This window comes from Mucilaginibacter sp. (assembly GCF_028288205.1).
In the GTDB taxonomy this organism is placed as follows: Bacteria; Bacteroidota; Bacteroidia; order Sphingobacteriales; family Sphingobacteriaceae; genus Mucilaginibacter.
This window is the reverse complement of the sequence record NZ_JAQBOD010000049.1, coordinates 1-21,322: the sequence shown is the minus strand read 5'-3', so window position 1 is coordinate 21,322 and position 21,322 is coordinate 1. Positions and strand designations below refer to the sequence as shown.

The following is a 21,322-nucleotide window of genomic DNA, read 5'->3' as shown; positions in this document are numbered from 1 at the left end:
GAAACACTTTGAAACAGTACAAAAGCTTTAGGTTAAATAGTATAAATATCTCATAATAAGAATTTTATGCTGTTTTATGGTTTTTTGCAAAAATAGGGTGAAACACCTGATGTGAAACACTTTTTTTGGAAATTATCAACTATCGCGGGTCCCTCCATTGGAAGACCATGCGGGGACAGAGAATTCTTAAGATTTGACAACTTTTAAAAAGTTGTCAAATCTATACTATGCAGTTATTCGACCAAGCCGGCCCACTGCTGGAGCTTATGCTTGTTTAGCCTGCTTCAGTTTATGGTAAAAAATATACGAGCCAAATACAAAGACAAGGCCCAACAATACCGGGGCCCATTGTGCAATTGGGTCTCCGGTAGACAGGCCGGCATATACGGCACCTATCAGATCGAACGTAAAGCCGGCGTAGGCCCATTCTTTCAGCCTGGGTAAACCGGGCATCAGTATGGCTATGATCCCTAATATTTTTGCAACGGATAACAACATCAATACATTATACGGATAACCGATGTGTTTCATCATTGCAATACCATTAGGGTTGGGCATAAAGCTGGTTACAGCCGACAGCAGCATTAACGCTATCAGCAGGATAGTAAATACCCAGTAAGTGATTTTGATTTTTTTCATGACGCTTGGTGATTAAGTTTAATACTTTAAATATGGCGCTTATTTTTATAAAAACAAATATTCACGTTTGGTCCAACAAAGAGAACGCCCATCCCTTTATTAGCCCCCGGACCACTATAATAAACAAAAAGCCTCTTATAATTAAATAAGAAGCTTTTTGTAAGTCAGTATCCTAAAGCGGTTAAACTACTATATATTATTAGGTTAAAACCGCTAACGTTGTACTTGTAATAACTACGTTGTATTTTTTCTGATCTTTAACGGCGGGCCCTGTAATTACCTGCCCGGTTGTGCTGAATATGCTTTTATGCCAAGGGCAAACATATACATTTTGGGTAACATCATACTTGATCTTTGCTTGCAAATGGGTACAGGCTACCTCTACAGCCGAAAATGAATTTGGGGTAGTACCTGCCGCGATACGTGCTATAATAACCGCGCCTACAATTTTCGAGTCGCCAACATTTACAAGATCGGTTTTTAAATCGACTGTGAATAAACTGGTACCCGCCGGTACAACCGGTTGCGGAGTATCATACAGCGCGCCGCTACCACAAGCCGACACGCAACTGCCAACACATACAGCCGCTACACCTAAACCTAAGTTTGATAAAAATTTGCTTCTTTCCATTTTTGATTGATAATATTGAATACGTTATTGATAATGCATACAGTTAACAGGGCCGTGTTATTTTTACGGCCCTAAAAAAAGTGCTGATTAATATTGCTTTTTGTGATTAAAATCAAACATCCTGGAGATAGTGAACCCGATGCGATATTCGCCTTTTGAATAAGCCGACTGTGTATTACTTAAATAATTGATCTCTGAGATAGCTCTGGAGTTGGTAAAATTAATAGTAAATACGTGCCCGCCGGTTTCCATCTCTAAACCAAAACCAAGGGGATCATGAAAGCCGTTCGCGGTGCTTCTGAAAGAGGAGAACGGATGCGCGTAATCAATTATAAAACCCATGTGTTTTGTTATCTTAAAACGTGCCGCTGCCGATAGGGATAAAAAATGTTGTGTATTGCCCACAGTAAATGGTATAGGTGTATTATCACGCACGAAAGAAGGGGCAACCAATAATGAAAATTCTGATGAGAATTTACGGGCAAAAATTGCCTCTGCAAAATACGAAACCCGGTCGCTGAATGCATGATAAGAATCATAGGTACGTACACCTGTTTCTCCTACCAGGGTTATTGCAAGCGGCGAACTGTTATCTGTTGTTTGTTGCAGTAACGCGTATTTCAGGTTCATGTTTACCAACCTGCCAATTGTACTTCTGCCCAGATCAATGTTCAACTTGTCGGTTATTCCATATTCAAAACCAATATAAACATCTGCAACAGCATCAAGTCCGTAAAAAATCTGCCCCCCGCCATTAGTGCCGGCAAAGTCGCCAAAGCGGTGAATTACCAGGAAATTAAGGTTGTTCTTTTTAACGGTCTCAGTAGTTTGTGATAAAACCAGCAAAGTAGACTTGAAAATAGTTACGGGTTCTTTTGGATTATCACTGCTTAGTGAATTTAATAATGAATCCTGGCTGCTGCCCGCTTTTTGAGAAAAAGAGTAAAAGCTTATTAAAAGAAGTGTAAGTAAAAGTAAAGGTTTTTTCATATTATATATTTATTTGCTTGGTTATTTTTTATACTCGATGTAGGTAGCAACTACATTCATTTTAATGCTTTCGGCAATATTGTGAAACACAAGTTGGGGGATTTTAATGTTATGATCTATACACTTCACCTGAAACTCTGACGCTACAGTGATCGCACCATTTTTGATAGTAAAAGTTCCGGGGATGGTTCTTTTTTGTGTAACCCCATGTACGTTCAAATCACCGGTAACAGTTATGGGGAAAGTTCCGTCTTTTGTGATATCAATACTTTGCTGAATGGTACCTTTAAATACGGCGCGCGGGTATTTATCACTCTCCAGATAATCTGTGTTGAAATGCTCTTTCATCAGGGCCTGGTCGAATTGAAAAGAGCTGATGGTAACGCTAAAATCTAACTCTTGCGTATCTGGATTGTACACTGACGCCCCGGATGTGGTAACACCTTTTATATCCTCTAATGGCGAACTTGAATAAAGGCTTATTTTTGCATTCTTACAGATGTAAAAATCTTTTCCCGGGGGAATAATTGATATTAAAGTAAATATTATAATAAGTAAAGGTTTCATAGTATTAAATTATGGGGGTAATTATAGCCAAATATTCTTTTATTATTGGCTTATTAATGAGTCAAATATTTAAAATATTAAACATTTTCCAAGTATTGAAAAATATGGACTCATATCAGAAATATGATAATTTTTGAGCGTTATTAAGGGTTGTAATTAGCAAATTTAAAACCCCAAATAGGTTTATAATGAGAATATAGCGTCATAAAACTCTCCTGCCATTAAGATTTTCGAATGATTATCCATGCAGCTCGCAATTTGCGGCGTTTTTTTACAAGACCTGGCCGGATAGTTTCTCTGTTAGTGACTGGAGATTCGTTAATTAGAGATTAGGCTTATCGCTTTATTACATCACGGCAGCAGCATATCATCCGGGATTGGATTACAAAATCGGACCAACAAAGGAATAAATACAATATGCCATCCCCTACTGTACTTTAAGCGATACTGTTTTTGAGCTGCCAAAAACAGTTTTTGCTGAAGGGTTGGTGGGTTCTGTATCCCATAAACATTCTCTTACCGTTAGTTCTTGCTTTACCGGGTCGAGCGATATTAATTGAAAAGACAGTTTGGTTTCATCCTTTGATGAATAATCGCCTTTCATGGGCGAGTCTACCCGGAACGTATTAAGCGCAACGTCATGATCGGGGCCGGTATAAACATAAAACTCGTTCCAATTGCTATTGCCATGAAAATACGCTTTGATGTTAGGGTGCTGTTTTAAAAACTTAACCCAGCCGCGTTGTTCAATATTAGTTGCGCCATCATCCTTTGCAGCAACTGTTCCTTCTTTATAATGCTCGGCAGTAAGGTTTTCAAACTTATTGGCGGCGGTCATATTATAAGGCGGCACCGGGTTGGTAAAATGCTTTGATTCGCACGTTGGCTGGTCATGGCAAAAAACAATAACCGGAGTTGTTTTAGCAACTTTTTCCAGATCCTTTTGCATCCATATCCGTTCGGCCGAATCGGGCCATAGCGTAATAAACATTATATGTATACCTTTTACGTTTAATGAATAGTTGATCTTATCGGTAGCGTAGTTATAATTTTCGTTGGTTTTAAGCACGGCCGGTTTCATCATCAGGTTATATATCTGCACCATAGCCGTAGGGTCAGTTTTCGGGTTCATCAGCTTGCTTGAACCTATGGCGTTTGAAATATCATGATTACCCGGGGCCAGTAACAATTTTGCCGGTTTATTCTGATGATCTTTTAAAGTTACGCCATGCCTATAATCCGTTTCAAATTGTGCCCAGCTGGCTGCAGCGCTTTGGTAGGGTATCTCCATCCGGTTAGCAATATCACCTGTCTGTATCAAATAATCAACCGCTGCTACTTTTTCGCCCGAGCTTACACCACCATCTACCGGTAAAATTAGCTGCGGGACAGCATTTATTTTTTTTATCATGGCAGCGTTTACCACCTTGGCATCAACGTTGGTAGCGCCCTGAAAATCTTTACGGGTAAGCGCGTAATGCGCGTCAGAGGTGTATACCATCTGTATAACCTGGCTTACTGCCGGTTTAAGGCCGGTTAAGCTAATTATCAAGCTGAAGAAAACAGCTTTTATTATGTTTTTAAAATGATGTTGCATAAAACAGGGTGTTATTTTCTTTTATAATAAGATATGGTGGCCAGCTTGCCCGTGTATCCCCTCACTTCGGTATTAGTATAATAGCCCGCGTTATCTACTGCGAAGCAAATTCCTTCGCCTTGCGGCTCGTTGTTAATATAAGGAGCGTGTTGTGGCTTAGTAATTAATCCGGCTGATATACTTGCGTTTGCCGCGAGCTTCCAGTACCATATCAATTCGTTACTGCGTAATAAAATTTCTGTGCCATCGGGTGATATATCGCCGCCTGTAGCTTTGTTAAAATACAGCTGTACCACGGGTGTTAGTGCTGTAACAGCGGTTGTACTTTGCGGGTACCGGGCAACATATATTTTTGCCTGGTTACTTTCTTTGCTAACAATGTAAATGTCTTTAGTAAGCGGGTCTACCATCAGCGTTTCGGCATTGCGCGGCCCGTCTGGGTATTTTAACTGGATCTGATCAACCGCGGTAACCGATGAAATAAACGGTAAAATTTTGCCTATAAGGTCGGGTTCAGGAAAACGATAAACAAATACAGTGCTGTATTTTGAATCATTGTCGCCAATATCGCCTACATATACATAACTTTTCCCGGCATCGGGACCGGGGCCTACAGCAATATCTTCCCAATCGCGGTTACCCACGGGGGTAAGTGTAAGGGTTCCTTTATCGGCACCGCTCCCATCAGTTAAATAAACCTGGTTTGGGTTGCCGCTATCATTGTGTATATATAATATTCCGGGGTTAATTTTGCTTGCAGCCACGCCTGATATCTCGAGCAGATCTTTCCTGAAAAGATTATTGGTGACAGGTACCGGGGTAAATAATTTAGTAGTATCTAATGCAGAAGGATCATACGCAGGTGTTAAAAAATTAACCGTTACCGGTGGAAGGATAATTACCGTACTATCCTTTATGGGTATGGTTGAAGTTTCTGATTTTTTACAGGAAAAAAGAAATAGCATTAAAAAACATAACAATCCCATTTTAATAGCACATTTGCTACTAAAGGGGATCGTTATGTTAAAAATCATACTATTAAATATTATTAATGCTTGTTACCTGTACCATCTAATTGGTAGCAACCCATATCTTTTCCAGGAAGGGTGATTTCGCTTGCTCCAAAAATAGGATCAACCGGGATACCGGTAGTTATAGGTTTAACCAAACTGGCATTAGTTGTTCCTTTACCTGCTGCAGGAGAACCTGTTTGCAGATGGAAATTAAAGCCATCGACAGATGCCTGAGTAACCCAGAAATTATTAGCAGCCGGAAGCGGGTAGTTTACAAATAACGGATTACCCTTTGCTACTAACGAACTGCCATCATAAACAAATCCAAAAGTATAAGAAGCACCCAGGAATGCTGCCATGTTTGGAATATCAGTTGCCTGCGGATGTGTAACTACCGGCTGGGCAACACTTGTAGGTACAATTTGATTGGCTTGTGCTGCATTATCAACATAATAATAATTGTAACCGTAAGTGGTTTTGAAGATAGGACCCGTTGTATTGGTCAGCGTATCGGCCAGGTAAACTTTTGCGCCACCAGGACCACCGGCAATACGTACACCAAAATTACAATCAACAATTAAATTATTGTAAACTAATGCACGCGAGTTGTTTTCAATCTCGACAGAACCGCTTCTTGCACCATAAACACCGTTATTTCTAAAACCATCGTTAACATAGGTGTTATTGTACATGGTAAACTGGCACGGACCAGCTGTAGTACCATCACTGGCTGTTTTTGTACCGTTGGTTGCACCGCCTATAATCAGGTTATAAGCCATATTACCAATGGCGCTGCCTTTAGCGTTAAATCCGTCGCCGCCAACACCGCCGCATTTTTCCATGGTGTTTCTCATGATATTTAAATAACCACCATAAAAACGGGTAGCATCATCAGGCGAGCCATATAACCATGAATCCTCTAATATAAATACGCCATTAGGATTTTCAAAAAACAGGATATATTGATTGCCGGCTGCCAATCCTGCTGATGCAGGGAACGGAAGCGCTTTTAAAGCCGCGCCGCCAAAATCAAGGTGGGTCCATTTAATAACTACCAGTTTACTGGTATTGCTGCAATATATACCGCCCCAGCCGCCTTTGTAAGTCGAATCGGTAGCTACTGTAGACGGGCCTGTAGTTTTTGATCTCCTTGGATCTGTAATAGTAACCGGGGCATCGCTTGTACCCAAGCTGATAAGGGTGCCATTTACAATAAAGTTAGCGCCATTAGTCATGTTTACTTTTACTCCTTTTTGAATTAACAGGGTATCGCCGGCATTAATGGTAATATCGCCGCCAACGGTATAAGTTTGGCCTGCAAGCATGGTACCTTTATAAGTACCTGCCGCCAAAGTACCCGAATTACTTATTGACTTTCCCACCTGGTATAGCGGAGCCGATATTACTGCGGTATCAGTTTTCTTACTGCACGATGCAAGCGCAAAAAGCGCCAGGCATAACATAATGATGTGTAATTTTTTCATAGCTGATTTAATTAATTGTTGTTTTTATTTTTATTGATTTAATTTAGAATTTGAAACGGAAGCCTAAACTGTAGCGGGCGTAGTATTGATCATATTCCACCGTAGTATAATTAGGGCTTTCCTGGTGGGGATATTTTAAAATGCCGGTATTGTTATAGGTATTATTTTGCTTGATAAATAATTCGTACGGCGTATTTAAGATGTTATTAACCTTTGCAAAAAGTATGTAACGCCCGCCAAATGCTTTTTGAGCAGAAAAGTCGAGGTTAAGGCTGGATTTTTCCCAGGTGTCCAGGTTATAATATTTTGATACTGCTGCAATTCTTTGTCCGGTATAAGCTAAGGCCAGCTGGGCATCTAACCCGCTTTTGGTGTCTTTATATAGCAAAGAAACATTGCCTATATGATCTGCCTGCCCTTGTAAAGGCCTGGTTTGATTACGATAAGTTGTAGAGGTTTGATTAATAACATCTATCTGTTTTAATGTAGTTACAAGCGATTGGGTATAGGTATAATTAACAGATGCGCCAATATTGCCAAAGAATTTTTTAGCTACAAACTCTGCCCCGTAATTATGCGCGTTGCCCAGGTTAACCGGCGTTAAGGCAAGTGTAGCGCCAAACTGGCTGGCTGTATAGGTTTGCTCAATAGGATTGATCAGGTATTTATAAAAGCCCCCAACCATAAACTCATCAAAAACACCCGGGAAAAACTCATACCTTATATCGTAATTATTTATAGTGGTATGTTGCAGGTATGGATTACCTATGGTTATATTTCCATCAACTGTTTGATTAGGATAAGGAATAAGGTCTGCAAATGCGGGCCGCAATATGGATGCAAAATACGATGCCCTTATGGCCTGGTTATCTGTTAAGGCATATTTTACATTGATGCTTGGCAAATAATCGGTATAATTAATAGTAGCCGTTTTGCCCGGGAATGTTGCAGGTAATTGTGAAAGATAAGACTGGTACGTTTTCTCTCCCCTTAAACCAAGCAATATATCAAAATGATCATTTACAAAATATTTTAACATACCGTATGCACCCTGAATATTTTCGGTAAAGGTGTACACACCCGGATCAGCGTAAGATGAGCCTCGGGCATAATCTGGCGAGTTAAATTTAAAAGTTGAGGCAGGTACAGAAACAAACACCTCATCAGATGTTATAGAGCCCGGATCTGATCCGTGGTTCAGCTTATAACTATCAACAAAATTGTCGCGGGTTTTATGCCTTGCCATTGCACCGGCAGAGAACAATGCTTTGCGGCCAAATATTTTTGTATCATAATGCAGGTTTAAATAGCCTGAGATGTCCTTATCTGTATTATGTGTCCATACTCTTGATTCATCACCTACCAATACCGGGCCGGTAACTATAGTAGGCGCTACATAGGTAGAGCTGTTAGGATCACCGGGCGTAGGTTGATTGGTTCCGCCGGGGCCCGGGCTGGTATTGTATGATGTCTTAAATTCGGCAATATCAGGTTGTTTGTGTGTCGCTTCAGACTTTGCCAATGTCCAGTCGAAAGAAAACGCGTTGGATATTTTATGCTTGCCTTTTAGCGTTGTATTAAAAATACTTTGTAGATCGGTACGTGTCTCAATTAAATTATCTATACCATTGGTATAATGATAACCCTGGTATGAATAACCTCCATATACAAAATTTTCGGTTTCGCGTACCCGGTGCTCATTCAATTGCAGGTAAGTAGCAAATAAGTTGATGGAGTTATTGTTGTCAAACTTATAATCAATTGATACTATGGTACCCAGCCTGTCAATTTGCGATGAATACTTACGGTTGTAAGAACTTTGAAAGTTTGTTTCCTGGTTTTGCGAATTAGCATTTGGCGCGGGCCCTACTGTATTTTCCTGGACGATAACAAAGCTGTTACTGCCCGCATAGGTATTCTCATAAGTTCCAGAAAAAATCACGCCTAATTTGTTATTCAAAAAACGGTCGCCTATGGTTAAACTTGCCTTGGCATTTGGTGGCGCGTTGCCGGTTTTAGTAACCAGGTTCTGATATGGAAAATCATTGATAGACGCGTAGCCCAATGGAGGTAATGATTCGCCGGGTGCCTTGGCGTGTACAGTGCTTGCGTTAAAGCTGCTAAAGCCCCTGTTTAAAAACAACTGGCTGTAACCGGTGCTTAAGTAACCATCTATTCTTAAATGGCTGGGCGCGGTTTTCATTACCAGGTTAATTACACCGCCCGAAGCATCGCCTTCCATATCCGGCGTAAGCGATTTGGATATTTCAATTTTTTCAACCAGGTCTGCCGGGAAAATATCAAGTGGTACATACCTGTTTTTATTATCCGGACTTGGAATTTTAACCCCGTTTATTAAAGTAGTATTATATTGTTTATCCATACCACGGATGATAGCATGCTGTGCGTCACCGGTATTGCCCCTGTCTACAGATATGCCCGAAACCCTGCTAAGCACATTGGATACCAGTACATCCGGCGATATGGCGATAGAGCTGGCCGAAACCACATTCATGGTATTATTGGCAATTTTTTCGGCGTTGCGGGCAGAGTTATCGCTTTCTTTACTGGCGTACTCAATAATTGCTACTTCATTAAGAGAGGTAGAGTTATCAATCATAGCTATGTTTAAAACAGCTACCTTACCTTTTTCAGCCTCTACTATATATTCTTTAGTGGTTTTGTAGCCAATATACCGTACCTGCAACTTATAGCTTCCGGCAGGTACATTGTTAAATGTGTAAGTACCATCCAATTTAACCGAGGTATTAAGCGTGGTATTACCATGTTCAATATGCACTGTTGCACCAATTAGTGTTTCCCCGGTTTTAGAATCAGAAACATTGCCTTTTATAGTTTGGGCGAATGATGAATAGCACAGACCCGTAAGTAAAAGAATTAATAAAAAATATGGCTTTGGCAGTAACGTTATATTCATGAATAAGGGGACTATGATATAAAAAGTTTCACTATTATGCGTTGTAGAAACGCAAAGAAACCCCCTCAATTCTGTAGCAAATCTGATTTTTTTGGCCGATAGTAATTACTTAATACAATGGTTTTTTTGAGTTAACATTTGGGGTATAACTGCTCATGTTAACAACTTTTAGGTTAATGCTTAATTAACAAACAGGTAATGCTGATTGATGTTGGGCACCGGCGCAATAAAAATAAATTTGCGTAAGCGAATACTTACATATAAATTTGCAAGCGATTACTTACATAATAACAGCAGATGATGAGAAGAGACGTATTTCAGGCAATTGCTGACCCTAACAGGAGGGCTATACTGGGCATGCTGGCAGATAATCAGCTAAATCTTAACCAGGTAGCAGAGCATTTTGATATTACCCGGTCTGCCGTATCCCAACATATAAAGATATTGACAGAATGCGGCCTTGTGGTAGTAAATCAAAAAGGCAGGGAACGGTATTGCGAGGCCAAAATGGAAAAGCTTGGTGAAGTTTGGGATTGGCTGAACCAATACACAGTGTTTTGGAATGATAAATTCGATGCAATGGAAAAACTATTAAAAGAATTACAAGCTAAAAATAAGGAAGATGGTAAATGACAATGAACGCGTAATTAATCGTGCAAAACAGGAGGTGTTGATTACCCGCATCTTTGAGGCGCCTATTGATCTGGTATTTAGCATGTGGACCAATCCGGAATATTTGGCCAGGTGGTGGGGGCCTAAAAACAATACTAATCCCGCGTGTGAAATGGATGTAAGACCGGGCAGAGCGATCAAAATTATAATGCAAACCGGCGATGGCCAGGTGATACATGTAACGGGCCTGTTTAATGAGATCAATGCACCATACCGGCTTGTTTTTACAACCACCAAAGATCAAAACGGAAATGCCGGGCTGGAGGTGTTACATACTGTTACCCTTACTGAAGAAAAAAAGAAAACCAAGCTCGTAATGAATGTAGCCATTATCAAAACAAGCCCGGAGTTTATTACATCATGCCAGGGTATGGAGTTAGGCTGGAACCAAAGTTTTGATCGTTTGGCCGAACAACTTCATTCTTGAAATTATTAAACCAATAAATTTAAAAATATGAAAGCGATTGAAATCATCATGATCCCGGTAGCCGATCAGCAAAAAGCAAAAGAGTTCTATATGAAGCTCGGTTTTCAAATCATAGCGGAAGCTCCTATGGAGCACGGGCAAACGTGGATCCAGTTGGGGTTGCCCGGCCAGGGTGCCACAATATCACTTGCAAACTTCCAGGGCATTATTTGCGAGACCGATGATATTGAAATAGAAGTTAAGGAATTAAAGGACAAAGGAATAGGACTTGGAAAAATTGATGAAACGCCCTGGGGCAGGTTTGCCTGGCTAAAAGATTTGGATGGGAATAGTTTATGCCTTCACCAAAAATAAAGATCAGGGATGGATTTTGTAACCTCAAAAGACGGCACCGCTATTGCCTATCGTAAGGCTGGCAGCGGCCCCGCGCTGATATTGGTAGACGGCGCCTTTTGCAGTAAGGATTTTGGCCCTATGCCAAAACTTGCTTCTTTATTAGCCGAAAGCTTTACAGTGTTTACTTATGACCGCAGGGCACGCGGCGAAAGTGGAGATACCCCGCCCTACGCAGTTCAAAAAGAAATTGATGATATACAGGCGCTGCTCAATGAGGCAGGAGGATCGGCCTTTTTGTTTGGTATTTCCTCTGGCGCGGTACTTGCTCTTAAAGCGGTTGCCGCGGGTCTCAATATAACTCAACTTGCACTTTACGAACCACCGTTTAATATCGACGGAAATATAAAGAACCGCCGGCCGGTTACATAGAAAAACTGCAGTTAATGATAGCAGCGGGCCGAAAAGGAGATGCCGCCAAATACTACCTGACTAAAATAATCGGCGTTCCGTCTATCATCGCATTTATTTTAAGACTGACCCCTAACTGGTCAAAAATGAAAGCTAATGCCGGCTCATTACCCTATGATGCAGAAATAATGGATGATGGTTCCATGCCGGCTAAACAAGTATCGTCAATAACCATCCCCACAATAGCAATTGCCGGAGAGAAGAGCCCTGACATGCTGCGCAAGGCCACACATGCGGTAGCAGACAAACTACAAAATGGAAAGCATGTGATTTTGAAAGGACAAACGCATAATGTTTCTGCAAAAGTGCTTGCCCCTGTATTGGTCGGTTTTTTTACCGCTTAATATAAAACAAAAGCCCGGTACAGATGACCACCGCTATGAGGACACGCTGTCTATTTTGCAAACTCCCCACAAACACAAACGCCCCGAATACGGGGCGTTTGTGTTTTATATAAAATCTTTAATCTTTCTATTATTTAACATACGCGCCGGTAAGCAGGTTTATTACATAATTAGTAGTGCCAACGGTTAAAGTTGCTTTGTTGCTGCCGTTAAATACCAGGGTACCGGTATAGCTAAAGGTGCTGCCCCCCGTCGTGCCTGATATGGTAACAGTGGCAGTGCCGCTAATTATAGTGCGGTCTGACTTGCTAAGCAATACATTGGTTGCTTTAATTTCTATCGTACTGGTGCCTGTGGCTTTGGCGCCTACTTTTGAAGTAAAAGTGCCTTTACGTGTATAAGTGCCATTAACAGCGTAGTTGGTGGCATTAGGGGTTAAACCGGCTACAGTAACGTTGGCGGTTCCGGCATCAGCAGAAGTTAGGCGCGGGCCATCATAATTACCGTGGAAAGTTACTACGTTCAGCAGATTATCAGGCTGGCTGGCGGTGTTACAAGTTAGGGTACGCACATACTTGTAAAAAAAGCTGTAAGTAACCGATGAACTATTGCCCGAGCCTGTAAGGCTATCAGCAACAGTAGTGCCACATGCCTGGTGCGAAGTTGTCGAGGTTGCGCCAACTGCGTTAACCGCCTGACCACCCGAACTAACGGAGTAAAGAGTTTGCGCATTTACGCCTACATTATCGGTAACCGAAGAAAAACCGAATGAGTTTTGTGCAACAGAGCCGGCGGCCATGTCAGCGGCATCGTCCGCAGTTACAGTGGCAGTACTGCTTCCTGTTTTTTTACAGGAAATGGCAATTACCAATAATGATACAATTAAAGTAAGTTTTAAAGCTTTCATAATTTTTAAGAGGATTATAGTTTACGATTTTTAAAATTAGACTGTTTTAAATGTAACAATTTATTTGAGTGATTTGTTAATTTATTACTTAAAACACCTTTATACGAGGACGTTATGTATTTGGTTACAACAAACGGAAATTCAAGGCTAATTAATCCAGGTGACATTGTATTGGTGAGACAAGCTTAAACACATATTCCATCTGCTAACTGAAAACTCAGAACTGGCCGCTAAAATTGCATTTGCATATAGCTGCAATTAACCCTTACTTTAAACAACCAATTGCAGCGGTAACTTATGCATCAAATTTTTAAGAGGTTAGCCATTCCATACCGTTTTAGAGTGCTGGCCCTGTTATGCGGGCTCACCACGCTTACCTATATGGACCGCATTTGTATATCTATAGTGGGTGTGCGCATAAAAGCTGATATGCACCTGAGCAATGAACAGTTTGGGTGGGTGCTGGCGGCGTTCGCGCTGGCTTACGCGCTTTTCGAGATACCCTCGGGCATGCTGGGCGACCGTATCGGGCCCAAAAAAGTATTTATCAGGATAGTAATTTGGTGGTCGTTTTTTACTGCGCTTACGGGTATAGTTGGCGGGCTGGTTAGCTTATTGGTGGTACGTTTCCTGTTCGGCATGGGCGAGTCTGGCACCTACCCCAACAGTATTTTAACGGTGTCGCGATGGTTCCCGGCCAAAGAGATGGGCAAGGCGCTATCATGGGTGGGCATTGGGTCGCAAATTGGGGCCGCATTGGCACCGCTTATCATTGTGCCCATTGCAATAGCTTACGGGTGGCGTGTACCCTTTTTTGTAATTGGCGCCATCGGGCTGATATGGGTAGCGGTTTGTTGGGCGTGGTTCCGGGATTTTCCGGCACTAATGAAAGCCATGCCCGCCGCCGAAAAGGAACTGATAGCCGAAACCTGTCGCCATAACGATCACCAGCGGCAGGTACACTGGAAACTGATATTTACCAACCGCACCCTATGGCCGCTAATGCTGATGTATTTTTGCTGCCAATGGGCCAATTATTTTTTTATAGCCTGGATGCCGGTTTACCTGCAGGAAGGGCGCGGGCTTACAGAGAACGGCATGAAACAGGTTACATCATTGCTTTTTATAATGGGGATAGCCGGCTTTCTGGCAGGCGGTGCGGCGGGCGACTGGCTGCTAAAACTTAAGGGGCTTAAAATGGGCAGGAGGTTAACAGGCATGCCGGGCCTGGGTTGCTGCGGGGTGTTATTATTTATTGCCGCGTTTTCGCCAAGCAATACGGTTATGGTTTGTTGTTTGGTGGGGGCCAATTTTTCGTTCTCATTCGGGGTGATGGTATCGTATGCGGTATGTGCCGATATTGGCCGCAACAACGCGGGCACGGTTACTGGCGCCATGAATTTTTTCGGGCAGATGGGTGCTTTCTTTTTGGCGCTGATTTTTGGCAAGATTGTACAGGCCACACACCATTTTGATTACCCCGTGTATGTAGTGGCGGCAGTGCTTATTGCCGGGTGCCTGCTTTGGCTGGCTATTGATGCGGAGAGGGCGTTGCCCCTGGTTAGCGATAAAGATTAGTTATTATAGATTGAGGATTAGGGGAATGTGCACAGGATATCATGTTTTTAATTCACTTTAATTTATTTTAAAAACAGGTATTTATACGTGTTTTTTTTGCTATTGCTTAGTAATACCTTTGGCTGTTTAGTTTTTTCACCTAAACTTTAAGGCAATGGCAAAATGGGCAGACTATTTAATCTCGGGCGCGTGGTTTGCTGAAACAGCTACCTCAAAATATATATCACATGTGATGCTTCATGTTGACAATGACGAAGCCGGCGGCGTTGGCCATAAACGAACCAAAGACGAAGTGATAATGCTCCTGAAAAACAATAAAACAGTATGTACCATTAAATGGAACTACAGCGATAGCAGTTGGTCGTTAGGTGCCTGGATTGGCTTTGAAAGTGTAGATGGGATAGAATATTTACGCAGTCATCCGGATAACTCTATCGCCAACAATTTAGATAATTCATTGCCAATGGCAGCCTTTGGGATAACTATATAGTTATGGCCGCCTTAACCAAATAAGGCAATATTTCTTTCTGGAAGGATACAAAGTTTTTGCGCACATCCGAGTCGGACACCGAAGTAAAGGCAAAGCTAAATACGATACTTTTGCTGCATTTAATGAGAAAACGCATGCGCTGATGATAGTTATCAGTTTTACGGATGGCTATTATACGGGTAAATGAGGCCATCAGCAGTTCTTCAAGCTCATTGCTAAGGTTCTTTAAAAACTCTTGCGAATTGGCGCTTTCGCGTATAAAATCCCAACCTATAAATTCATTGCAAACGGTATAGCTTAAGCGGCAGGTTTTCATGATGAGGTTACCCAGGTGGGCCTCTTCGTCCATATCAGGAGGTTGGCTTAATATCAGATCGTCAACACTTACACGAATATAATCCATCAGCAAGGTATGCAATATATGCTCCTTGCTATCAAAATACTTGTAAATTGTAGCTTTAGCAATTTTCGCGCGCTTGGCAATTTCGTTAACACTGGTTTTATGATACCCGAATTTTCGAAACAGTTCCTGTGCTGCACGTTTAATGCTGTCTTTTATTTTATCGGCTTCCATTGATCAGTTCTGTACAAATATCTGATTATTACTGATATTTACAGCATAAGCCTTTAAGGATTTGATGGCAGGGGCCTTAACCGGGGTGCCATCCTCTAAACTCCACTTGGAGCCGCTGCAAGGATCGGTGCAGGTATACGAAGGGTTATCAAGTGTTACAGCGCATTTATTGGCGGGCTCATAGGCACTGCAACGATCGTATGCGGCATAACTACCGTTAGCCTCGCGATATATAATTAGCCCGGCAACACCATAGCCATTTATTAGCACGGCACCGCCGGTGTTATGTAAAGCGCTCATGCGGGGATCAAGCAATGATATGCTAAAATCTACCGATACATTAGGGACCACATCACCCACCTTACCGCACGATATGCAGCTTATTAGTAGTATTGCCGCTATCCCTAATTTTCTCATCATACTATATAATTTCTGTTTGAAACTGTTTTAAAAAGCGCTCGTCGTTTTCAGAGAATAAACGCAGGTCGCGTATAACATATTTTAGATTGGCAATTCTTTCCATACCCATGCCAAAGGCAAAGCCGGTGTACACTTTACTATCAATGCCGCAATTTTCTAAAACGTTCGGATCTACCATGCCACAGCCCAGTATCTCTACCCAGCCACTGTATTTACACATGTTACAGCCTGCGCCTTTGCAGATGGTACAGGATACATCCATCTCGGCAGATGGCTCGGTAAACGGAAAATACGATGGGCGAAAACGCACCTTTGTGCCTTCGCCATACAGCTCCTGCACAAAGTGATAAAGGGTTTGCTTCAGATCGGCAAAGGATACATTTTCATCAACATACAAACCCTCTACCTGATGAAAAAAGCAATGCGCACGGGCAGATATGGCCTCATTACGATAAACCCTGCCCGGCATAATAGCACGGAACGGCGGTTTGCCATTCTCCATCATACGCACCTGTACCGATGAGGTATGGGTGCGCAAAGCGATATCATCCTTACCATTATTTTTTTTGATGAAGAAGGTATCCTGCATATCACGTGCAGGGTGTTCTTCAGGAAAGTTAAGGGCAGAGAAGTTGTGCCAGTCGTCTTCTATCTCGGGGCCTTCGGCCACCACAAAACCCAGTCGCTTAAATATATCAATGATCTCATTACGCACCAGCGATAACGGATGGCGCGAACCCACCTGGAAACCATCGCCGGGAAGGGTTTTATCAAGCTCTGAATCTTGAGTCTTAACTTCTGAGTCAAAGGTTTCTTTTAGTTCATGATACTTAGCTTCGGCCAGTTGTTTAAATTGGTTAAGTACCTTGCCATACGTACGTTTCTCTTCGGGGCCAACGGTTTTAAATTGCTCAAAAAGGTCCTTTATAATTCCTTTGGTACCTAAAAACTTTATACGGAACGTTTCCAGCTCATCCGCGTTAGCGGGTGTGAAGGCGTTGATCTCGGCGGTGTACTGGTCTATTTGATCTTGCATTATATTGTTCTTGTAGTATTTTGCTTTTTTGCCTGTAATAGAGTTACCATTAATTGAAAATATTCCTCACCCACTTGCTTAATAGAAACACCACGCCTTTTCGCTTCTTCTTTAAGGAGGCTTTTTGTTTCATCGTCAATTGTCAGAGTTATATTTTGTTTCATAACTAATATTTAGCAAATATAAACTGTATTATTTAATCACTTGTAATTCTTTACCCACCTTGGTAAACGCGGCTATAGCTTTATCTAAATGCCCCCTGTTATGCGCGGCAGAAATCTGCACCCTTATACGTGCCTTACCCTGTGGTACAACCGGATAGTAAAAGCCTATTACATAAATACCTTCTTCCAGCATCCTGGCAGCAAACTCCTGGGCCAGCTTGGCATCATACAACATAACCGGTACTATGGGGTGTACGCCCGGTTTAATATCAAACCCTGCATCTGTCATCGCTTCGCGAAAATATTGCGTATTGGTTTCCAACTTATCGCGCAGTTGGGTGGTTTCGCTCAGCATATCCAGTACAGCTATTGATGCTCCTGTAATTGCAGGTGCTAAGGTATTAGAGAACAAATAGGGCCTTGAGCGCTGGCGCAGCATATCAATTATTTCTTTCCTGCCGGATGTAAACCCGCCTGATGCACCGCCTAATGCCTTACCCAACGTACCTGTTATGATATCTATCTTGCCCATTACGTTATGATGCTCATGCGTGCCCCTGCCGGTTTTGCCCATAAAGCCCGAGCAATGGCTCTCATCTATCATAACCAAAGCGTTATACTGTTCTGCTAAAGCGCATATCTTATTTAATTGTGCAATGGTGCCGTCCATAGAAAATGCACCATCGGTAACAATGATACGGTGGCGGCAGGCTGCTGTTTCCTGGAGTTTGGCTTCCAGATCAGCCATATCATCATGCTTATAGCGCTGGCGCTGGGCCTTGCATAGGCGCACACCATCGATAATGGATGCATGGTTCAACTCATCAGATATAATGGCATCCTGCTCATTAAACAAGGGTTCAAATACACCACCGTTTGCATCAAATGCGGCGGCGTAAAGGATGGTATCTTCTGTGCCCAAAAATTCGGCTATCTTTTTCTCCAGTTCTTTATGTATATCCTGTGTTCCGCAAATAAAACGGACGGACGACAAGCCGTAGCCATGCGTATCCATTACCTTTTTAGCAGCTTCTATAACCCTTGCATCGCCGGATAGGCCCAGATAATTGTTGGCACAAAAATTTATTACTTCCTGCCCGCCCTGTACAGTAATATTGGCACCTTGCGCAGAGGTTATTATTCTTTCTGTTTTATATAAACCTGCTTCTTGTATTGCTGCAAGCTCCTGTTGCAAAACGGGTTGTAGTGTGTTATACATAGCGATCTGTTAAGGTTGCAAAATTAAGCATTAACTGCCATTTAGCTTTAATATGGATGATGTTTTAATAATTATTATGTGTTTATGCAAACATTTTTGGCTTTAAAACATTATTTGTGAAATATATGAGGATACTTTTACTATCTGTTTTTATATTATTGAGTGCTTTTACATTTAAAGCATCGGCGCAGCAATTTGTTTTATCGGGCCATATTGCCGATCAAAAACACAACCCTATTGCATTTGCTTCTGTTTACATCCGTAACTCCACTTATGGCACCACCAGCAATGAGGCCGGTGCCTATAAATTCAAATTAGATCCGGGCACTTATAACGTTATTTACCGTTTGGTGGGCTATAAAGAGCGGGTAGAAAAAGTAACCATTACCGACCACGACGTACTATTGAACCTGCAAATGGAGAATGATATTTTTCAATTACGGCAGGTTTCTGTTAAAGGTAAAAAGGGTCGTGATACCGCAGCTATGGATATTATGCGCAAGGTTATTGATAAACGCGAATATTACCTGAACGAGATCAAATCATACTCATGTATAGTATATGTAAAAGGGGTGCAAAAATTAATAAGCGCGCCAAAATCATTATTAAGGCAGGGGGTTGCAAAGGTGCTTGACCTGGATACTAACGGACGTGGTATATTGTACCAGTCGGAGTCAATATCAACTTTTAATTATGAGCGGCCCAATAAGGTAAAGGAAGTAAATATATCTACCAGGATGGCCGGTATCACACCAACATTCAGCTACAATAAGGTTTCTGACTTGCAAGGAAATTTTTATGAAAATATTTTTACCGTACATGGTTTAAGCAGCCGCGGATTTGTATCGCCGGTTGCCTCAAATGCATTTTCTTACTATCGTTTTAAATTAGTAGGCGTTTCGCAGGTAAACGGACAAACCATTGATAAAATTGAGCTGCAGCCACGCAGGCAGCATGACCCGGTGTTTCGCGGCAATATTTATATAGTTGAGGGCGATTGGCGCCTTTATAGTGTAGATCTGCAATTAACCAGCAAAGACAATGTTCTTAATCTGGTTGATACTATGAAAATAAGCCAGCAATACGTACCCATAAGGGATAGTACGTGGATGCCCGTTGCTATACAATATAATTATAAGGGAACTGTATTTGGCTTTAAATTTGAGGGTTATTACTTGAGTATTTATAATAACTATAAGTTTAATATAGAAGAACCGCCCGGATTTTTTAATGGTGAGGTGCTAAGAATTGATACCGCAGCAAACCTAAAAGACGCGGATTATTGGTACAATCACCGACCCGTGCCCTTAACAGACATCGAAACCAGAGATTATCAGAAAAAAGACAGCATAGCCGCGTTGCAGAAAACCCATCCCTACCTTGATTCCTTGCATAAAAGTAAAAACAGGGTATTAATAATCCCTTACACTGTGTTTGGGTTTACCGCTACCAGCCGGGATAATAAAGATTCATTATACGTTTACCCTTTTATACAAACCCTTTACTATAATACAGTTGAAGGATTAGGTTTAAATTTAAAAATAAGATACACTAAAGTACTGGACGACTTTAGGAAATACAGCATTACGCCTAATATACGCTATGGCTCTGGCAATAAATTATTTAGCGCCAATGTGCATTCATCTTACACCTACGATCCGTTTCATGCAGGCGAATTCTTTTTAGATTTTGGTAATGATATACTCGACTTAAATAATGTAGGCACCCGCTCGCTATATTTTAATACGCTGAGTACGTTGCTGAGCAATAACAACTATGTTAAATATTACCGGTCTGAGTATGGTAACCTGGGTTATAAACATGAATTAGCTAATGGGGTGTTGTGGACAGCCTTTCTATCCTATGCTAACCGTACACAGTTATTTAATACCTCCTACGGCCATATATTTACTTCTAAAACCAGGCGCTATACATCCAATAATCCGCTTGCGCCAGAAACAGCACCGGCAGATGACAGATCCATTCTGTTCCCGCAGAACCAGACTTTTACTTTTAACACTTCAGTTAAGTTTACGTTTGATCAGCAATATATTACCCGCCCAACCGGTAAGGTCTATATACCATCGCAATATCCAACTCTTACGGTAAATTACCGCAAAGCTATACCGGGAGTTTTTGGTTCGGATGCAAACTACAATTTTGCTTCGGTTGATATCTCTAAAGAACATATCAGGCTGGGTTTAGCAGGTTATTCATCATTCAAACTTACGGGCGGAGATTTCTTTACCCATAAGACGTTATACTATATGGATTATAATCACTTTTTGGGTAACCAGGGAACTACTTTCGATCCTACCTACGTAGGCAGTTTTCACTTCCTGCCATTTTATACCTACAGTGCAAATGGCGGATACCTTGAGGCCCATTATCAGCATAATTTTTCGGGGTTTATATTAAACCAGATACCTTTTATACGAAAATTTAAACTCGAAGAAATAGTAGGCGCCAATTATCTTACCGAAAAAAACAACCCCAATTACTCTGAGTTTTATTTTGGTTTGCAACGCCTGATTTTCAGAATTGATTATGGTGTATCATACGCCGGTAATAAGAAATATATTCAAGGGATTAGGATATTCTATGGTATAAGGTAAGGCGAAAGATTAAAGGTAAAAGGCCCTTTAAATTCGCATCAGCCTTTTACCTTTGTCCTTTCACCTAAAAACCTTAATTTTGCACTTCATTTAACACCGTTTGCAGCGGCATCAATGATTTATGGGAAAATATAATACACTACTTTACTATTGTTATTCAACAATAGCAGACGCGGAGCAATTTGCTGCCGATCATTTAAAATTTTGCAAAGA

22 protein-coding genes are annotated in these 21,322 nt (G+C 41.5%); 8 read left to right on the top strand and 14 right to left on the bottom strand.

The window, feature by feature from the left end:
- Window positions 1-264: 264 nt before the first annotated feature.
- The 8 genes from JWR23_RS11835 to JWR23_RS11800 all read right to left on the bottom strand — a co-directional run bounded on the left by JWR23_RS11835 (window position 265) and on the right by JWR23_RS11800 (window position 9,859).
- Window positions 265-639 (bottom strand): DoxX family protein, encoded by a 375-nt coding sequence (locus JWR23_RS11835; protein WP_299516301.1) that lies wholly within the window; start codon window positions 637-639, stop codon window positions 265-267.
- Between the two features lie 199 nt (window positions 640-838).
- A complete protein-coding gene (locus JWR23_RS11830; protein ID WP_299516300.1) occupies window positions 839-1,270 on the bottom strand; it encodes a Rieske (2Fe-2S) protein in 432 nt (143 codons plus the stop codon).
- Between the two features lie 87 nt (window positions 1,271-1,357).
- A complete protein-coding gene (locus tag JWR23_RS11825; RefSeq protein ID WP_299516299.1) occupies window positions 1,358-2,260 on the bottom strand; it encodes a DUF5777 family beta-barrel protein in 903 nt (300 codons plus the stop codon).
- A gap of 21 nt (window positions 2,261-2,281) precedes the next feature.
- Window positions 2,282-2,827 (bottom strand): YceI family protein, encoded by a 546-nt coding sequence (locus JWR23_RS11820; protein WP_299516298.1) that lies wholly within the window; start codon window positions 2,825-2,827, stop codon window positions 2,282-2,284.
- 427 nt (window positions 2,828-3,254) lie between these two features.
- The gene (locus JWR23_RS11815; RefSeq protein ID WP_299516297.1) at window positions 3,255-4,424 is read right to left on the bottom strand and encodes a metallophosphoesterase; all 1,170 of its coding nucleotides are present in this window, start codon (window positions 4,422-4,424) and stop codon (window positions 3,255-3,257) included.
- A gap of 11 nt (window positions 4,425-4,435) precedes the next feature.
- Window positions 4,436-5,389 (bottom strand): hypothetical protein, encoded by a 954-nt coding sequence (locus tag JWR23_RS11810; protein WP_299516296.1) that lies wholly within the window; start codon window positions 5,387-5,389, stop codon window positions 4,436-4,438.
- Window positions 5,390-5,472: 83 nt separating this feature from the next.
- Window positions 5,473-6,921 (bottom strand): hypothetical protein, encoded by a 1,449-nt coding sequence (locus tag JWR23_RS11805; RefSeq protein ID WP_299516295.1) that lies wholly within the window; start codon window positions 6,919-6,921, stop codon window positions 5,473-5,475.
- 43 nt (window positions 6,922-6,964) lie between these two features.
- Window positions 6,965-9,859 carry a TonB-dependent receptor gene (locus tag JWR23_RS11800; RefSeq protein WP_299516294.1) on the bottom strand — a complete coding sequence of 965 codons (2,895 nt, stop codon included), beginning with the start codon at window positions 9,857-9,859 and terminating at the stop codon, window positions 6,965-6,967.
- Window positions 9,860-10,156: 297 nt separating this feature from the next.
- On the opposite strand from JWR23_RS11800, the gene JWR23_RS11795 reads away from it, so the two are divergent.
- From JWR23_RS11795 to JWR23_RS11775, 5 genes are read left to right on the top strand one after another with little or no spacing between them, the layout of a single operon-like run.
- A complete protein-coding gene (locus JWR23_RS11795; protein ID WP_299516293.1) occupies window positions 10,157-10,492 on the top strand; it encodes a helix-turn-helix transcriptional regulator in 336 nt (111 codons plus the stop codon).
- Window positions 10,482-10,958, top strand: a complete 477-nt coding sequence (locus JWR23_RS11790) for an SRPBCC domain-containing protein (RefSeq protein WP_299516292.1) — start codon at window positions 10,482-10,484, stop codon at window positions 10,956-10,958. The genes JWR23_RS11795 and JWR23_RS11790 overlap by 11 nt, the downstream gene beginning before the upstream one ends.
- A 27-nt stretch (window positions 10,959-10,985) precedes the next feature.
- Window positions 10,986-11,312 (top strand): VOC family protein, encoded by a 327-nt coding sequence (locus tag JWR23_RS11785; protein ID WP_299516291.1) that lies wholly within the window; start codon window positions 10,986-10,988, stop codon window positions 11,310-11,312.
- Between the two features lie 9 nt (window positions 11,313-11,321).
- Window positions 11,322-11,723: an alpha/beta fold hydrolase gene (locus tag JWR23_RS11780; RefSeq protein ID WP_299516290.1), complete on the top strand. Its 402-nt coding sequence runs from the start codon at window positions 11,322-11,324 to the stop codon at window positions 11,721-11,723.
- A 14-nt stretch (window positions 11,724-11,737) separates the two neighbouring features.
- Window positions 11,738-12,106, top strand: a complete 369-nt coding sequence (locus tag JWR23_RS11775; RefSeq protein WP_299516289.1) for a hypothetical protein — start codon at window positions 11,738-11,740, stop codon at window positions 12,104-12,106.
- 130 nt (window positions 12,107-12,236) lie between these two features.
- Here JWR23_RS11775 and JWR23_RS11770 read toward each other — a convergent pair whose 3' ends face one another.
- The gene (locus JWR23_RS11770; RefSeq protein WP_299516288.1) at window positions 12,237-13,013 is read right to left on the bottom strand and encodes a hypothetical protein; all 777 of its coding nucleotides are present in this window, start codon (window positions 13,011-13,013) and stop codon (window positions 12,237-12,239) included.
- A gap of 297 nt (window positions 13,014-13,310) precedes the next feature.
- Between JWR23_RS11770 and JWR23_RS11765 the strand changes: the two genes are divergently transcribed.
- Together JWR23_RS11765 and JWR23_RS11760 are read left to right on the top strand one after the other, a co-directional pair.
- Window positions 13,311-14,591, top strand: a complete 1,281-nt coding sequence (locus JWR23_RS11765; RefSeq protein WP_299516287.1) for an MFS transporter — start codon at window positions 13,311-13,313, stop codon at window positions 14,589-14,591.
- 154 nt (window positions 14,592-14,745) lie between these two features.
- On the top strand, window positions 14,746-15,081 hold the full coding sequence (locus tag JWR23_RS11760) for a DUF3892 domain-containing protein (protein ID WP_299516286.1): 336 nt from the start codon (window positions 14,746-14,748) through the stop codon (window positions 15,079-15,081).
- On the opposite strand, the gene JWR23_RS11755 is transcribed toward JWR23_RS11760, so the two are convergent.
- The 5 genes from JWR23_RS11755 to kbl are packed head-to-tail and all read right to left on the bottom strand — an operon-like array spanning window position 15,074 to window position 18,494.
- The gene (locus JWR23_RS11755) at window positions 15,074-15,655 is read right to left on the bottom strand and encodes a TetR/AcrR family transcriptional regulator (RefSeq protein WP_299499431.1); all 582 of its coding nucleotides are present in this window, start codon (window positions 15,653-15,655) and stop codon (window positions 15,074-15,076) included. The genes JWR23_RS11760 and JWR23_RS11755 overlap by 8 nt on opposite strands.
- A 3-nt stretch (window positions 15,656-15,658) precedes the next feature.
- Window positions 15,659-16,075, bottom strand: a complete 417-nt coding sequence (locus tag JWR23_RS11750) for a hypothetical protein (protein WP_299516285.1) — start codon at window positions 16,073-16,075, stop codon at window positions 15,659-15,661.
- 1 nt (window position 16,076) lies between these two features.
- Window positions 16,077-17,111 (bottom strand): phenylalanine--tRNA ligase subunit alpha, encoded by a 1,035-nt coding sequence (pheS, locus tag JWR23_RS11745; protein WP_299516284.1) that lies wholly within the window; start codon window positions 17,109-17,111, stop codon window positions 16,077-16,079.
- A complete protein-coding gene (locus JWR23_RS11740) occupies window positions 17,111-17,275 on the bottom strand; it encodes a hypothetical protein (protein WP_299516283.1) in 165 nt (54 codons plus the stop codon). Before JWR23_RS11740 ends, pheS begins: the two co-directional genes overlap by 1 nt.
- Window positions 17,276-17,303: 28 nt before the next feature.
- On the bottom strand, window positions 17,304-18,494 hold the full coding sequence (kbl, locus tag JWR23_RS11735; RefSeq protein ID WP_299516282.1) for a glycine C-acetyltransferase: 1,191 nt from the start codon (window positions 18,492-18,494) through the stop codon (window positions 17,304-17,306).
- Window positions 18,495-18,619: 125 nt separating this feature from the next.
- Between kbl and JWR23_RS11730 the strand changes: the two genes are divergently transcribed.
- The gene (locus JWR23_RS11730) at window positions 18,620-21,109 is read left to right on the top strand and encodes a DUF5686 and carboxypeptidase regulatory-like domain-containing protein (protein ID WP_299516281.1); all 2,490 of its coding nucleotides are present in this window, start codon (window positions 18,620-18,622) and stop codon (window positions 21,107-21,109) included.
- Window positions 21,110-21,322 lie beyond the last annotated feature (213 nt).